The organism is Nocardioides sp. SRI_004 (assembly GCF_057586415.1).
The window spans coordinates 376,412-390,754 of the sequence record NZ_JBYCZV010000001.1 but is presented as its reverse complement, the minus strand read 5'-3'; the positions used below and the strand labels follow the sequence as shown (position 1 = coordinate 390,754).

The following is a 14,343-nucleotide window of genomic DNA, read 5'->3' as shown; positions in this document are numbered from 1 at the left end:
GCCCGGGCTAGCCGGCGCCACTCCCGGCAGGTGCGGCCGCGGACGGTCGAACCACCGTCACCCGGGTGGCGAACTCGAAGCCCGCGACCGCACGCCTCAGCTCGTCCTCGACGTCCGGGCGGGTCACGGTCACGTCGACGCCGAGCCGGGCACCGGACTGGTCGAGGGCGACCGTCGCCGCAGGGTCGCAGGACCGCGCGATCGCGCCGACGACGCGGGTGATGGCATCGGCACGCAGCACCGGCTTGGCGATCTTGCCGACCGGCGTCAGCGGCATCTCGTCGATCACGATCACCTCGACCGGTACGGCGGCGCGCTCGTGGACGTGCTCGCGGCAGTGGGCCAGCAGGTCCTCCGGGTCCGCTACGGCGCCGGCGCGCGCCTCGACGTAGGCCACCGGGAGCTCGCCCTTGGCGAGGTCGGGGCGACCGACCGCCGCGACCAGCTGCACCGCGGGGTGCGCGATCAGCGCGTCCTCGATCTCCTTCGGGTCGATGTTGTGGCCGCCCCGGATGATCAGGTCCTTCGACCGGCCGAACACCCAGACGTAGCCGTCCTCGTCGACCATGCCGACGTCGCCGGTGTTGGCCCAACGGGCCCCCGCCGGCACCTCGCCCGGCACGCCGGTCGGGAAGAGGTCCCGGTCGAGGGCCGCGTCGAGGTAGCCCGCGGTCGTCGTCGGGGTGGCCGTCAGCAGGACACCGCGCTCCCCAGGGGCGCAGTCGCGCAACCACCCGCCGTCGGCGTCCAGCTCGACGGCCTTGACCCGGACGAAGGGCAACGGCCGTCCGACCGAGCCGACCAGCGGCTGACGGGTGCCGTCGAAGTGGCCCGTGGTGGTGCCGTGCAGCTCGGTCATGCCCCAGTTCTCCCGGAGCCAGATGCCGAAGCGCTCGTGGAAGGCGCGGACCAGCTCCATCGGGACGGCGCTTCCGCCGCAGTGGAAGTCACGGATGACGCACCCCTCCGAGCTGCCGTCGCCGTGGAGGAGGGCCAGCGCGGTCGTCGGCGTCGCCAGCAGCGAGGTCACGCGGTAGTGCCGGGCGATGTCCCAGAAGGCGGTGACGGCCTCCCGCGAGCGGAAGCCCACCCGCGTCAGGGTCAGCAGGGTGCCGCCGAAGAGCACGGTGCGCAGCCCGAGGGAGATGGTGCCGCCGCAGTGGAAGTTGGGCATCCCGTGTGCGGTGACGCCGTCGGCCTCGTTGCCCATCAGCGCGCCGACGTTCCAGCACACCTGGAGCTGTCCGGCCTGGGACATCCGGACCAGCTTGGGAGCGCCGGTGGTGCCGCCGGTCGGCATGATGAGGGAGTCGCGCCACGGGTCGCCGTCGGGGACGAACGCGAGGCCGCCCCGGTGGACGGCGGCCCGCGCCGTGAGGTCGGACTCCGGGTCCTCGTCGTCGACGTACAGGACCTCGGCCAGGGACGGCACCAGGGCGCTTAGCGCAGCAGCACCACCCTTGGCGTCGAGGGTCTCGCGAAGGGTGACGAGCGTCGTCGCCCGCGTCTCGTTCAGGATCGCGGCCACCGGCTCGAGGTCGAGGAAGGGGTTGAGCGGGACGCCGACGCCGGCCGTCTGCGCGGCCCACAGGGCACTGAGGCCCTCGGGCACCATCGGCAGCATCAGGCCGACGGCGGACGTGCCTCCGTCGGCGACGGCACGGAAGAGGTTGGCCGTGGCCTCGATGTCGCCCACCAGCTCGCGGAAGGTGACGACCCGGTCGGGCACCAGGAAGTCCGGCGCCTCGAGCTGGATGACGGCCGGCTTGTCGGGGGCGGCCTCGGCGACGTGCCGGAGGCAGTCGAGGATCGTCGTGCCGGGCAGCAGTCCGTCGACCCCACCGGCCTCGATCGTCACCACGTCCTCCGGAGTACGGAGGCGGCGGAGCCGGACATCGGCCTCAGGCAACGGAGATCCCTCCGTTCACACTGAGCACCTGGCCGGTGATCCGGCGCGAGCGCGGCGAGGTGAGGAACAGGGCGGCCTCGGCCAGGTCCTCGGGCTCGGTCAGGCCCAGCGCTGCCTGCCTGGTGATCTTGTCGAAGATCCGCTTGCTGAACTCCTGCGCCATCGCCCGGTCGTACGACGCGGTGTTCACGATCAGCGAAGGCGTCAGCACGTTCACCCGGATGCCGTCGCGCTTGGCCTCGACGGCGAGGGTCTGCGAGAAGGTGACGATCGCGGCCATCGCCGCGCCGATGCCGGTCTCCCCCGGCGTCGGCACCTTGGCGGCGTCGCTCGCGATGTTGACGATCGCGCCCGCGCCGGCGGCACGCATGAAGGGCAGCACGGCGCGGGTCATGAGGAGCGGACCCAGGGCCTGCTCGACCAGCACGTCGCGCAGCTGCTCGATGGCGATGTCGTGCAGCAACGTCGGCTGGTACGGCGCCACCGTCGAGCACACGAGCACGTCGATCCCGCCGAGGACGCGGTGCGCGGTCGCCGCCGCCTCCAGCGCGCCCTCCGCGGTGTTGAGGTCGGCGGACACGAACTCGACCCGCGCTCCGGGCACCTCGCCCAGGACGCTCTCGACCGCCTGCTTGCCGCGGACCTCGTTGCGGCCGATGACGGCGAGGTCGGCGCACCCCGCACGGGCGTAGGCGATCGCGGTCGCCAACCCGACTCCCGAGGTGCCACCGGCGACGACCACCCGCTGGCCGCTGAACTCGCCGATCGCCGTACCTGCCTCCGCCGCCATCGTGCTCTCCCGTCCCGCAATGTTCAGAAACATCGCTGTCGTTGAATCTCGGACCTTTTGCGGACGCCATGTGATCCCAGTCACGCCGCGCCGTGGAAGGAAGGTAGTCCCAACATTCGACAAAAATCAACCCTCGATACAGATTTCTGTAAAACTTCGGCGACTGGCGAATTCTCCATCCGGAGGGCACGACGACCCGCGACCGCCTGGCCCCCGCGGTGGCAGCATGGGCAACCCGCCCCCGAGGAGCAGCCATGCCGCAGACCGACCCGTTCCCGTCCCCGATCGACGGCACCGTCCTGGCGACGTACGGATGGGGGACCGACCTCGCCGAGCCCCGGGGGGTCGTCCAGGTCGCGCACGGGATCGCCGAGCACGGCCTGCGCTACGACCGGCTGGCCCGGGCGCTCACGGCGGCCGGGTACGTCGTGCACGCGGTCGACCACCGCGGCCACGGCCGCTCGGTCACCTCCCCCGACCAGCTCGGCCACTTCGACTTCGCCGCCCTCGTGGCCGACGTCGCGGCCTACGGCTCCTCGCTCCGCGCGACGTACCCCGACCTGCCGCTCTTCCTCCTCGCCCACTCGATGGGCTCCTTCGCCGCCCAGACGGTCATCCTCGACCACTCGGAGCTGTACGACGGCGTGGTGCTGTCCGGCTCGACGGCCCTCGACGTCCTCGCGGCCGAGCTCGCCAAGGCCGAGGGACCAGTGGGGCTGGAGGCCTTCAATGCCGGCTTCGAGCACCGCACCGGCTACGAGTGGCTCTCCCGCGACGAGGCCGAGGTGGACGCCTACGTCGCGGACCCGCTCAGTGGGTTCGACCTGCCCGACGAGGCCGTGCCGCAGCTGTTCGCCGGGGCAGCGAGACTGGGCGATCCCGCCGCCCTTGCGGGGATCCGGAAGGACCTACCGGTCCTGGTGACCTCCGGGGTCGCCGACCCGATCTCGGGCGCCGGACAGCTGGTGGAGCTCCTCGGCCAGCGCTACCGGGACGCGGGCCTCACCGATGTCACGGTGACGCTCTACCCGGAGGCCCGGCACGAGATCTTCAACGAGACCAACAGGGACGAGATCACCGCCGACGTCGTCGCGTGGCTCGACGCGCACTCCTGATCGAGTCGGACGCCATCAGGCCCAGATCGGCCCGACCCGGCCACCGTCCGCTGCCAGGACCGCACCGTTCAGCAGCCGGCCACGGGGCGAGGCCAGGAAGGCGACCAGGTCGGCGACCTCAGCCGCCGACACGGCGCGACCAAGGGCGTTGCGCGACGCCGTCTCGACGTACGACGGGTCGTCCTCGTTCCGCTCGGTGAGGGTCAGCCCCGGGTGGACGCAGGAGACGGCGATGCCGGAGGCGCCGAGCTCGTCGGCGAGGTTCTTGGTCAGGGCGACGACGGAGATGTTGCGGACCGATCCGGCGATGTAGCCGGTGGAGCGGGCGTTCATGCCGCTGATGTTGACGATCGCGCCGCCGCGCTCGGCCAGGTGGGGTGCGGCGGCGCGGGCGACCCTCAGGTAGCCCAGCACCTTCACGTCGACGTTGCGGAGCAGGTCCGCCTCGTCGAGCCCGGCCAGGCCCGGCGCCTGTCCGGGCTCGGCGCGGGGTGCCGCCCCGTTGACGACGACGTCCAGGCGGCCGAGCACGTCGACGGCCGAGGCGACGGCGGCGCGAACTGCGGTGTCGTCACTCGTGTCCGCGACCACGACGGCCCGGGCGCCGGTCTCCCGGCGCGCCGCGTCGAGCGTGGCCTCGTCCCTGCCCAGCAGCACCACCTGCGCGCCCTCGCGCACCAGGGCGGTCGCAACCGCCTTGCCGATGCCGCGGCCACCGCCCGTCACCAGGGCGCCGACGCCGCCGAGTCCGAGGTCCATGGGACGAGTCAAGCAGCGAGGATCAACCGAGCGTCGGCTGGTAGGCGTACGACGACGAGCGGGTGAGCGCGAACTCGAAGATCCCCGAGCCGGGCCGCCCCTCCCAGTCGAACTCGCAGAGCCGGTCGGTCAGCGAGGAGTCCAGGGTGCGCTGGGTGACCGATCCGTCGAGCGGGTAGACGTCGCTCTCGAGGTGGTCGCGACCGAGCGGCTTGCCGTGGTGGCCGCCGTACCCGCCGCCCGCCATGTAGCCGCCACCGGCGGTCGCGTCAGTGTCGATCGGGTAGACCGCGCCGGACTCGGTGGTCACCTGAACCCGGCCGGACCGGAGGTCGAGCTGGTCGTCGAAGACCAGGGCGTGCCGTACGTCGACGATCTCGTCGAGCGAGCCGTCCTCGTGCATGACCGCGCCCTCGAGCAGGATCCGGCCGCCGTCACGCGACTCGACGAGCAGGAAGCCGACCGAGCGGTCCTCGAACTGCGCCTGGTACCAGATGTGGAGGCCCTGGCCGCCGGCCATCGTCCGGACGCCGCGGGAACGGTCGCGCTGGCTGTACCAGCGTTCGACCTTCTGCTCCTCGCCGTCGATGGCGACCGTGCCGGACACCCAGCCGGACTGGAAGAGGTGGGAGAAGGAGGTCGTCTCGCCAGAGGTGTTCGTGACGTCGATGTCGCCCCACCAGGCGGGCGTCCGCGCTTCCCAGACCAGGTCGAAGGTGAGCCCGGTCGGGTTGTCCTCGAGCGTGACCCGCCAGGTCTTGTTCGGCTCCAGGACGGCGTAGCTGAAGGGACCGCAGGTCCCCGGCGCGGTGGCGGAGAGCTCCGTCGAGTAGCGGACGTTGCGCTGCTCGGTCGCCGTCGAGAGGATCGTGAAGCCGTCGATGGTGTCGCGGACCGGGTGCAGGCCGAGGCCGAAGAGGATCGACGGCGTCGTCGCGTCCGCGCGGTGCACGTTGAACACGAACCGGTCGAAGAACCGATCCGGCAGGCCGACGGCCTCCTCGGGCCGGATGATCTCGTCGTGGAACTTCTCGTAGGAGCGGTTGCTCATGAAGGGACTCCTCAGGTTGCGGGTGCGGGAGGGGGCGGCGGCAGACCGGCCGAGCGGTGCGCGTCCTCGAGGAACGACTGCACCAGGCGCTGGTCGGCGTAGTACGGATCGCCGACCCCACGCAGGGCGCGCCGGTGGCCGTACTCGTAGAGGACGGCGAGCTTCCACAGCGCGAGCGTCGTGTACCAGGCGAGGTTGCCGAGGTCCGCGCCCGTGCGGGCGGCGTAGCGCGCCGCCAGCTCGTCACGGCTGGGGTAGCCGTCCTCCAGCAGGGCGAGACCGAACCGTTGGGTCGGGTTGTACGGCGGCGCGTCCGGCACCGACGACAGGAAGTAGCCCAGGTCGAACAACGGGTCGCCGAGCGTCGCCAGCTCCCAGTCGAGGACGGCCTCGACCGCGCCCGGTCGCTCGGCGGAGAGCACCACGTTGCCGATGCGGAAGTCGTTGTGGACGATGGTCGCGCCGGACTCGGCCGGCACGTTCGCCTGCAGCCACTCGTCGACCGCCGCGAACTGCGGCGGCGGGTTGCCGTCGGCGTCGGCGACCAGGCGTGCCATCCGCGCCCGGTGCCGCCCGTTGAAGCCCTCCGGCCGGCCCAGGTCGGCCAGTCCGGCCGCGGCCCAGTCGACGGCGTGCAGGTCGGCCAGGGTGTCGACGAGCGTCTCGCCGATGGAGCGACGGATGCCTGGCGTGTCCAGTGGCGCCGGCGTCGATGTCGTCACCACCGGACCGGCGGCGAAGCTCATGACGTAGAAGTGCACGTCGATCACCTCGCCCGCCTCGGCCGTCGCGAGCAGCCGCGCCACCGGCACGTCGGTGTCGCCGAGGGCGCCGACGAGGCGCGCCTCGCGCAGCATGTCGTGGGCGCCCGGAGGAGTGGGCGGAGGCGGCGGACGACGGACGACGACCTGGCGGCCCTCGGCGTCGCTCACCAGGAAGGTCAGGTTGGAGTGGCCGTCCCCGATCGGCTTGGTGACGACCTCGCCGGAGGTGATGCCGTGCGCCTCGAGGAAGCCGGCGAGCCGGCTCCGCTGCTCGGGGTCCCAGTCCCAGTCACTCATCGGCGGTCACTGCCCGGTGAAGCGCGGCTCGCGCTTCTCCTTGAACGCCGCGAGCGCCTCCGGCATGTCCTCGGTGCGCGTCATCAACGCCTGGCCGCGGTTCTCGAGCTCGAGCGCGGCGGCATAGGAGGTGATCTCCAGGTTGCGCTGGATGGCACGCTTCGACATGCGCACGCCGGCCGGGGAGTTCCGAGAGATCTGCTGGGCCATCTCGACCGCCGCGTCGAACAGCTCGTCGGTCGGGACGACGCGGTTGACGAGGCCGATCCGCTCAGCCTCCTCGGCACCCACGATCCGCGCGGTGTAGCCGATGTCGGCCGCCTTCGCCGGCCCGACCAGTCGGGTCAGGTGGTACGACGTGCCGAGCTCTCCGACCGAGAGTCCGACCTTGACGAAGGCGGCGCTGAACTTGGCCGCCGGGTCACAGAGCCGGATGTCCGCGGCGAGCGCGAGCGCCAGGCCGCCGCCGGTGGCCGGGCCGTGGATCGCGGCGATCACCGGAAAGGGTAGGAAGTGGATGCCCTGGATGCCGCCCGTGGCGGTCTCCTGGAACTTGAGGAACTCGCGCACGCCCATCTCGGTGATCCGGTGGATCTCGTCGAGGTCGAAGCCGGCGCAGAACGCCCGGGTGCCGGCACCGGTGACGATCAGCGCGCGCAGGGGCGCGTCACGCAGCGCGAATGCGGCCTCGCCGTACTCGCTGAACATCCTGATCGTCTGGCTGTTCATCCGCTCGGGACGGTTGATCCGCAGCACGCCGATGTCGCCCGGCAGCACCTCGAACGTGAGCTCCTGGAGCTCGGGGAAGTCGATCTGCACGGCAGTGCTCTCCTCGGTCACGGTCATCGTGGTCACTCCCCCTTGAAGACGGGTCGGCGCTTCTCCTTGAAGGCGGCCAGCGCCTCGGGCATGTCGGTGCTGCGGGTCAGCAGCGCCTGCCCGCGGTTCTCCAGCTCGATCGCGGCCGCGTAGGAACCGACCTCCATGTTGGCGTGCAGGGCTCGCTTCGAGAGCTGGACGCCACCCGGGCTGTTCTCGACGATCCGTCCGGCCAGAGCCAGTGCGTCGTCCATGAGGGCGCCCGGGGCCGAGACCGCGTTGACCAGCCCGATCCGGGCCGCCTCCTCCGCGTGCACCATGCGCCCGGTGAAGCAGACGTCGCTGGCAACCGCAGGACCGACCAGGCGGGTGAGCAGCCAGGACGTGCCCAGGTCGCCGGCCGTGAGGCCGATCCGCACGAACGCCGCGTTGAACTTCGCCTCGGGAGCGGCCAGCCGGATGTCGGCCTGAAGCGCGAGGGCGAGTCCACCGCCGGCAGCGGCACCGTTGACGACCGCGACGACGGGCACCCGCACGGAGCGGACCGCCATCAGCGCGCGGGCAGCGCGCTCCTGCTGGTTGAGCATCCCGATCGCGCCGAGGTCGGAGAGGTGGTCGGCGTCGGCGAGGTCGTAGCCAGCGCAGAACGCCGCCCCGGCCCCGGTCATCACGATGACCCGGAGGTCGTCCTCCTGGTCGAGGTCGAGCGCGGCCCGCTCCAGCTCGGCGAACATCTGGTTCGTCATCGCGTTGTAGCGGTCGGGGCGATCGAGGGTGAGCACCACGATGCCCGGTGACACCTGCTCGAGGGTCAACGTCTCGTAGGTGCGGTCGAGGCTCTTCATCGGGCCTGGCTGCCTTTCTCTGGGTTCTCGGAAGCGGTCGGGTCTGCCGGATCGACCTGGGCGATCGCTCCGGCCGCCTCCCACGCTTCGATGCGGTCGGCCGCGACTCCCCACGCGGCCAGCGCGAGGCGGGTGTGCTCGCCGGGCGCCGGCGGCGGTCCGTCGACGGAGGCGGGGCTGCGGCTGAACCGCGGCTGCGGCGCGGGCTGGGTGACGCCGGCGACGTCGACGAAGGTCCCGCGCGCCACGTTGTGCGAGTCCTTCCATGCCTCCTCGACCTCGAGGACGGGAGACACGCAGGCACGGCCGGCTGCCCGGGTGACCCATTCGTCACGGGTTCGCGTCCGTACGACGTCAGCGAAGACCTTCTTGGTCTGCGGCCACTGCGAGCGGTCGTTCTGCTCGGGCAGCGTCGCCGGGTCGATCTCCAGGATCTCCAGCAGGTCGGCGTAGAAGTGCGGCTCCATCGCCCCGACCGCGAGCCAGCGACCGTCGGCCGTCTCGTAGGCGTCGTAGAAGGGCGCACCGGAGTCGACGATGTTGGTGCCGCGCTCGGTGTCCCACGTCCCGTTGCTGACGAAGCCGTGGAAGGCCGCGGCGAGCAGCGCCGAGCCGTCCACCATCGCGGCATCCACCACCTGGCCCCGGCCCGTGCGCTGGGCCTCCCAGACCGCGGCGAGCAGGCCGAGCGCGAGGATCATCCCTCCCCCGCCGAAGTCACCGGCGAGGCTCAACGGCGGGGTCGGCGGCTGGCCGCGCCGACCGACGAGGGCCAGCAGGCCGCTCTGTGCGACGTAGTTGATGTCGTGGCCGACGGCCTGGGCGAGCGGCCCGTCCTGGCCGTAGCCGGTCATCCGGCCGTAGACCAGCCGCGAGTTCACCGCGTGGCAAGCCTCCGGGCCGATGCCGAGCCGCTCGGTGACACCGGGCCGGAAGCCCTCGAGCAGGACGTCGGCCCCCGCCACCAGGTCGAGCACCACCTCGGCCCCCTGCGGGTGCTTGAGATCGACCGCGACCGAACGCCGGCCGCGGTGCATCACCTCGGTCCGGAAGTCGGTGTTGGGCCCGACGAGCGCCGCGCCACTGGTCCGGTCGACCCGGACCACGTCCGCGCCCAGGTCCGCCAGCAGCATCGCGCAGAACGGCCCGGGGCCGATGCTGCCGATCTCCACGACCTTCAACCCCACGAGCGGTCCCGTGAGGGCGCGGTCAGCCGTCGTCGACGTCATGCCACCACCTCCGAGGGCCACCGTAGCCATGCTTTGAATGGTCAGACCATAACATGGTTCCGGCCCCGCTGGAGGCTTCTCCAGTGGGGCCGGGCCGAGGTTGATCAACGGCACTCAGAGCGCGATCAGCTCCTGGACCGCACGGTCCCCGAGCCGCTCGACAGGTCCGTCCCCGACCAGCCGGCCCTTGCGCAACGCCAGGTAGCGGTCGGCGACCTTCTGGATCATCCCGATGTGCTGCTCGACGAGCAGCAGTGCCGTCCCCCTGGACCGGATCTCCTTGAGCGCCTCGACGATCGCGTCGATGATCACCGGAGCGAGGCCCTCGGTGGGCTCGTCCAGCATCAGCAGCGAAGGTCCCGCCATCAGCGCCCGCGCGATGGCGAGCATCTGCTGCTCGCCGCCGGACAGCGAGGTGCCGGGACGCTTGCGACCGCGCGCAAGGTTGGGGAACAGCTCGTACAGGTCCTCGACGCTCCACGTTGTCGGCCTGCCCGACGCCCGGCCGAGCACGATGTTCTCCTCGACCGTCAGGTTGCTGAAGATGCGCTTGCCCTGCGGGACGAGGGACACGCCCCGCGCGGTCGGCAGGTGGGCCTTGCGGCCGACCGGCGCACCCTCGACGAGGATCTCGCCGGAGACGGCCGGGACGCCATAGACGGACATCAGTGTGGTCGTCTTGCCCGCACCGTTGCGGCCGACCAGGCCGACGGTCTCACCGGGCGCGATCGAGAAGGACAGGTCTTGCAGGATCACCGAGCCGTTGTACCCGGCCGTGACACCGCGGAACTCGAGGACGGGCGTGGTGCTCATGCGGCACTCCCCAGGTAGGCACGGATGACGTTCTCGTCGGCACGGACCTCGGCAGGCGAGCCCGTGGCGATGACCTTGCCGAGGTCGAGCACGGTGATGACGTCGCAGGTGCGGAAGACGCCATCGACGTCGTGCTCGACCAGCAGGGCGGCGACGCGGCGCTCCTTGCAGAGGTCACGGACGTGCTGGAGCATGCGCACCGACTCGTCGTGGACCAGGCCGGCGCACGGTTCGTCGAGCAGCACGACCTTCGGTCGGCCGATCAGCGCAATGGCCAGGTCGACGGACCGCTGCGTGCCGTACGCGATCTCCGAGCAGACCCGGTCGCGGACCGGCTCCAGGCCGAGGGTGCCGACGATCTCGTCGAGGTCGGGCTCGTCGTTGCGGCGCGCGATCATCTCGAGCTGGTCGCCGACGGTCATCGAGCCGAAGACGCTGGTGCGCTGGAACGAGCGTGCCAGCCCGTGGTGGCGCCGCCACCGGACCGACCGCCGGGTGATCTCCGAGCCCTCGAAGTTCACCGTTCCCGAGGAGGGCCGCTTGCGTCCGGAGAGTGCGTCGATGAAGGTCGACTTCCCCGCACCATTGGGTCCGATGACGCCGTGGACGACGCCCGGCTCCAGAGAGATGTCGACACCGTCGAGCGCCACGTGGGCGCCGTACCGGACCGTGAGTCCCCGTCCTTCGAAGATGCTCATCGGCGTCCCTTCCTGATGCGGTGGTAGAGCTTCTGGAAGGCCCCCGTGATCCCGCCGGGCAGGAACACCAGGACCACGATCAGCGCCAGGCCCGTGAAGAGGTGGAGGTTGCCACCGAAGTTGAAGTTGGCCTGGGCGTAGACGAAGAGGAAGGTGCCCACGACTGGCCCGACCAGCAGCCCGAAGCCTCCGATCAGTGCGGCGATCAGCGAGTCACCCGCCTTCGCGAAACCGAGGATGTCGGGCGAGACGTAGCCCGCGTTGATCGCGAAGAGTGCGCCGCCCAGCGAAGCGACGGCCCCCGAGAGGACGAAGGCGAGCAGCCGCGGCACGAAGGTGTCGTAGCCCGAGAAGCGCATCCGCTCCTCGTTCTCGCGGATGCCCTCGAGCGTGGTGCCGAAGCGCGAGCGCCCGACCAGCCACAGCGCCGTCGCCGACACGGTGAGCGCGATCCAGGCGAAGGGCCAGAACAGACCCGGGTTCATCACGTCGGCCTGGGTCAGGCCGAGGAAGGTCATGTCCCGGTCGTACGACAACAGCTTGCCGTCGTGCGCACCCGTCAGGGGGCGGGCCGAGGTCTGCACGCTGAGGGAGTACAACGCCTGCGAGAGCGCGAGGGTCAGCATCAGGAAGCCGAACCCCGAGGCACGGACGACGAGCAGACCCATGACGAGGGCGATGACGGTCCCGGCGACGACGCCGAAGCCGACGGCCATCGTCGGTGTCCAGCCCCAGTTCGATGTCGCGATGCCGACGCCGTACGCCGCCGCGCCGAAGAACGCTCCGTGTCCGAGGCTGATGATGCCGAGATGGCGGGCCAGGAACCCGATGCCGATCGCCATCAGGCTGAGGATGGTCGCGTCGACGACGAGGCTCATCCGGTAGGTGTCGGTGATGACGTAGGGAACGGCCAGGCCGGCGAGCAGCACGCCGATCGCGACACCGATCCCGATCAGCGTCCCGCGAGCCCGGCCGCGCTGCACCGGAGCCTCGACCATGGTCGCCGTGACGTCGTCGGCAGGTGCGGTGGTCGTCATGAGACCCTCTTTCCGGCGAGCCCCGTGGGCCGCCACAGCAGGACGATGGTCAGCGCGAGGTAGGGCACGACCACGGCGAAGCTCGGCGACCACACGGTGCTGACCGTCTGGATGACGCCGAGGCCCATGCCGGCGACCATCGCGCCACCGATGCTCCCGATCCCCCCGACCACGACGATGATCAACACGGTGATGAGGAAGGCGTTCCCCATCCCCGGGTCGAGCGCGACGTACGGCGCGGCGAGCGCGCCGGCGAGGCCGGCCAGCGCGGCGCCGACGGCCACCACGACCAGGCTGACGCGGTCGACGTTGATGCCCATGATCGCCGCGGTCTCGATGTCCTGGCTCGCAGCCCGGATGTGCAGGCCGACCTCGGTGCTGCGCAGCCAGAGGACCAGCGCCGCAGCCAGGGCCACCGCGATCACGATGATCGCGAGCCGATAGCTGGGGTACTCCACTCCCAGCAGGGACGTCGTCCCCTGGAGGAACTCGGGCGGGCTGACGCGCAGCGTGCGCTCGCCCCAGATCAGCACCACGAGGCGCTCGGCGATGAGGGCCAGCCCGAAGGTGATCAGGCCGAGCTCGATGTGCGAACGGTGCTGGAGCGGCCGGAAGAAGGCGAGCTCCAGGATCACGCCCAGCACGGCCAGGACCAGGGGCACGACGAGCAGCGCCAGCCAGAATCCGGCGCGGTCCGACACGGAGTACGCGATGTAGGCGCCCGACATGTAGAGCGCACCGTGGGCGAAGTTCGCCACACCCCGCAGCCCGTAGATCATCGCCAGTCCGGAGCTGAGCACCATGAGGAGCGACCCGAGGGCCACCCCGTTGAGCAGCTGTGCTGCGTTCACGTCCTTCTCCTCGCTACGCCGGGATGCCGGCACGGGCGCCCGAGGCCCGTGCCGGCATCGGCCGGATCAGAACTTGCAGGCCGAGTCGGGCTCGGGCGTGGTGACGTCGGGCGTCGTGTTGGACAGCACGTCGAAGGCCAGTCCGCCGTCGCCCTTGACGACCTGCCCGAGGTAGGAGTCGCGGAGCACCTGGTTGTCCTCCGCACGGACAGTCACCTCGCCGACGATGCTGTCGAGGCTCAGGCCGTGGACCGCTTCGGCGACCTTGGCAGGGTCCGACGACCCGGCCTTCTCGATGGCCGCGAAGAGGGTCTCGGCAGCGAGGTAGTTGTCGGCGGGGACGTAGTACGGCGCGCTGCCGTGGTCGGCGGTGTAGGCCTCGACGAACTCCTTGTTGAGCTCGTTGTCGCCTGCCTCGTCGTAGCCGACGTTGTTGTAGTAGCCCTCGATGGTGTCGCCCAGCGTCTCGAACAGCGGCTCGGAGACCATGTTGAACCCGAGGACGGTCTTCAGCTGGCTGTCGAGGTTGAACTGGTCGGCCTGCTGGACGAAGGCGACGCCGTCGGCGCCGTACTCGACCGCGAAGACCGCGTCGGCGCCGCTGCCCTTGATCTTGGTGATGTATGAGCCGAAGTCGGTCGTGTTGAGCGGCGCGAACTGCTCGAGCACGATCTTCTTGCCCGCCTTCTCCGCGGCCGCCTTGAACTTCTCGGCCGCGCTGTGCCCGGTCGCGTAGTCGACGGCCTGGATCGCCCACTTGTCCCCCTCGAGGTCGGCGAGCGAGCTGGCCAGCGCGTTGATGTCCATGCTGCTCGTCTGGACCACGTGCACCGCGTACGGCGAGCACTGCTCCCCCACCAGCGCGTCGTCCTTACCGAGTGCGTTGAACGACATGGCGCCGAGGCCCTCGAGCTGGGCGTTCAGGGCGGCGTGCTCGGGCGAGGTCATGACCGCTCCGATGAACTGGGCACCGTCCTGCGTGACGGCCTCCTTGGCGACCCGCAGCGTGGTCGCCGGGTCGGCGTCGGTGGACTTGACGACCAGCTCCACCTTGCGGCCGTCGATGCCGCCGTTCTCGTTGAGGAGGCGAACGGCGGTCTTCCAGCCGTTCACGGCATCGGTGCCGAACTGCGCCAACGCTCCGCTGGTCGGCGGGATCAGCGCGACCTTGATCGGACCGTCCTCACCGTCGCCACCCGAGCTGTCACTGGCCGCGCCACAGGCCGCCACGGTCATTGCCAGCGCGGCGGCACTCGTTGCCGCCAGCAGTCGTCGCTTCATGCGAAAGATCCCCTCGGGTCCGGGAACACCGTCGATCGGTGTGTCTCACGTCACGCAAGTATGGTCCGATAGTTAGATCGATTCG

At 70.8% G+C, this 14,343-nt stretch carries 14 protein-coding genes; 1 reads left to right on the top strand and 13 read right to left on the bottom strand.

The annotated features are described in order from the left end of the window. Window positions 1-7 precede the first annotated feature (7 nt). Together AC2YHB_RS01935 and AC2YHB_RS01930 are read right to left on the bottom strand one after the other, a co-directional pair. Window positions 8-1,909 carry an AMP-binding protein gene (locus AC2YHB_RS01935; RefSeq protein ID WP_487353357.1) on the bottom strand — a complete coding sequence of 634 codons (1,902 nt, stop codon included), beginning with the start codon at window positions 1,907-1,909 and terminating at the stop codon, window positions 8-10. Further along, window positions 1,902-2,699, bottom strand: a complete 798-nt coding sequence (locus AC2YHB_RS01930) for an SDR family NAD(P)-dependent oxidoreductase (protein WP_487353356.1) — start codon at window positions 2,697-2,699, stop codon at window positions 1,902-1,904. Before AC2YHB_RS01930 ends, AC2YHB_RS01935 begins: the two co-directional genes overlap by 8 nt. Before the next feature lie 254 nt (window positions 2,700-2,953). Here AC2YHB_RS01930 and AC2YHB_RS01925 point away from each other — a divergent pair, with 254 nt between their 5' ends. Continuing rightward, the gene (locus AC2YHB_RS01925; protein WP_487353355.1) at window positions 2,954-3,814 is read left to right on the top strand and encodes an alpha/beta fold hydrolase; all 861 of its coding nucleotides are present in this window, start codon (window positions 2,954-2,956) and stop codon (window positions 3,812-3,814) included. 15 nt (window positions 3,815-3,829) lie between these two features. Here the strand turns inward: AC2YHB_RS01925 and AC2YHB_RS01920 are convergent, their stop codons facing one another. The 11 genes from AC2YHB_RS01920 to AC2YHB_RS01870 all read right to left on the bottom strand — a co-directional run bounded on the left by AC2YHB_RS01920 (window position 3,830) and on the right by AC2YHB_RS01870 (window position 14,258). Continuing rightward, window positions 3,830-4,573, bottom strand: a complete 744-nt coding sequence (locus AC2YHB_RS01920; protein WP_487353354.1) for an SDR family NAD(P)-dependent oxidoreductase — start codon at window positions 4,571-4,573, stop codon at window positions 3,830-3,832. Between the two features lie 22 nt (window positions 4,574-4,595). Next, complete coding sequence (locus AC2YHB_RS01915; RefSeq protein ID WP_487353353.1) at window positions 4,596-5,624, bottom strand: Rv3169 family protein; 1,029 nt, start codon at window positions 5,622-5,624, stop codon at window positions 4,596-4,598. 11 nt (window positions 5,625-5,635) lie between these two features. After that, complete coding sequence (locus tag AC2YHB_RS01910; RefSeq protein ID WP_487353352.1) at window positions 5,636-6,685, bottom strand: phosphotransferase family protein; 1,050 nt, start codon at window positions 6,683-6,685, stop codon at window positions 5,636-5,638. Window positions 6,686-6,691: 6 nt separating this feature from the next. Next, window positions 6,692-7,531, bottom strand: a complete 840-nt coding sequence (locus AC2YHB_RS01905; protein ID WP_487353384.1) for an enoyl-CoA hydratase/isomerase family protein — start codon at window positions 7,529-7,531, stop codon at window positions 6,692-6,694. A gap of 5 nt (window positions 7,532-7,536) precedes the next feature. Further along, window positions 7,537-8,349, bottom strand: a complete 813-nt coding sequence (locus tag AC2YHB_RS01900) for an enoyl-CoA hydratase/isomerase family protein (protein WP_487353351.1) — start codon at window positions 8,347-8,349, stop codon at window positions 7,537-7,539. Beyond that, window positions 8,346-9,578, bottom strand: a complete 1,233-nt coding sequence (locus AC2YHB_RS01895; RefSeq protein ID WP_487353350.1) for a CaiB/BaiF CoA transferase family protein — start codon at window positions 9,576-9,578, stop codon at window positions 8,346-8,348. Before AC2YHB_RS01895 ends, AC2YHB_RS01900 begins: the two co-directional genes overlap by 4 nt. A gap of 114 nt (window positions 9,579-9,692) precedes the next feature. Continuing rightward, complete coding sequence (locus AC2YHB_RS01890; RefSeq protein ID WP_487353349.1) at window positions 9,693-10,391, bottom strand: ABC transporter ATP-binding protein; 699 nt, start codon at window positions 10,389-10,391, stop codon at window positions 9,693-9,695. Beyond that, entirely contained in the window at window positions 10,388-11,089 is a 702-nt protein-coding gene (locus AC2YHB_RS01885; protein WP_487353348.1) for an ABC transporter ATP-binding protein, read from the bottom strand. Before AC2YHB_RS01885 ends, AC2YHB_RS01890 begins: the two co-directional genes overlap by 4 nt. After that, window positions 11,086-12,126, bottom strand: a complete 1,041-nt coding sequence (locus AC2YHB_RS01880) for a branched-chain amino acid ABC transporter permease (protein WP_487353347.1) — start codon at window positions 12,124-12,126, stop codon at window positions 11,086-11,088. Before AC2YHB_RS01880 ends, AC2YHB_RS01885 begins: the two co-directional genes overlap by 4 nt. Continuing rightward, on the bottom strand, window positions 12,123-12,977 hold the full coding sequence (locus AC2YHB_RS01875; RefSeq protein ID WP_487353346.1) for a branched-chain amino acid ABC transporter permease: 855 nt from the start codon (window positions 12,975-12,977) through the stop codon (window positions 12,123-12,125). Before AC2YHB_RS01875 ends, AC2YHB_RS01880 begins: the two co-directional genes overlap by 4 nt. 66 nt (window positions 12,978-13,043) lie before the next feature. Then, complete coding sequence (locus tag AC2YHB_RS01870) at window positions 13,044-14,258, bottom strand: ABC transporter substrate-binding protein (protein WP_487353345.1); 1,215 nt, start codon at window positions 14,256-14,258, stop codon at window positions 13,044-13,046. Window positions 14,259-14,343: the final 85 nt, after the last annotated feature.

Coding starts and splice junctions, on each gene's coding strand:
- AC2YHB_RS01930 (WP_487353356.1), bottom strand. CDS start 2,699: ATGGCGGCGGAGGCAGGTACGGCGATCGGCGAGTTCAGCGGCCAGCGG.
- AC2YHB_RS01925 (WP_487353355.1), top strand. CDS start 2,954: ATGCCGCAGACCGACCCGTTCCCGTCCCCGATCGACGGCACCGTCCTG.
- AC2YHB_RS01920 (WP_487353354.1), bottom strand. CDS start 4,573: ATGGACCTCGGACTCGGCGGCGTCGGCGCCCTGGTGACGGGCGGTGGC.
- AC2YHB_RS01915 (WP_487353353.1), bottom strand. CDS start 5,624: ATGAGCAACCGCTCCTACGAGAAGTTCCACGACGAGATCATCCGGCCC.
- AC2YHB_RS01910 (WP_487353352.1), bottom strand. CDS start 6,685: ATGAGTGACTGGGACTGGGACCCCGAGCAGCGGAGCCGGCTCGCCGGC.
- AC2YHB_RS01905 (WP_487353384.1), bottom strand. CDS start 7,531: ATGACCGTGACCGAGGAGAGCACTGCCGTGCAGATCGACTTCCCCGAG.
- AC2YHB_RS01900 (WP_487353351.1), bottom strand. CDS start 8,349: ATGAAGAGCCTCGACCGCACCTACGAGACGTTGACCCTCGAGCAGGTG.
- AC2YHB_RS01895 (WP_487353350.1), bottom strand. CDS start 9,578: ATGACGTCGACGACGGCTGACCGCGCCCTCACGGGACCGCTCGTGGGG.
- AC2YHB_RS01890 (WP_487353349.1), bottom strand. CDS start 10,391: ATGAGCACCACGCCCGTCCTCGAGTTCCGCGGTGTCACGGCCGGGTAC.
- AC2YHB_RS01885 (WP_487353348.1), bottom strand. CDS start 11,089: ATGAGCATCTTCGAAGGACGGGGACTCACGGTCCGGTACGGCGCCCAC.
- AC2YHB_RS01880 (WP_487353347.1), bottom strand. CDS start 12,126: ATGACGACCACCGCACCTGCCGACGACGTCACGGCGACCATGGTCGAG.
- AC2YHB_RS01870 (WP_487353345.1), bottom strand. CDS start 14,258: ATGAAGCGACGACTGCTGGCGGCAACGAGTGCCGCCGCGCTGGCAATG.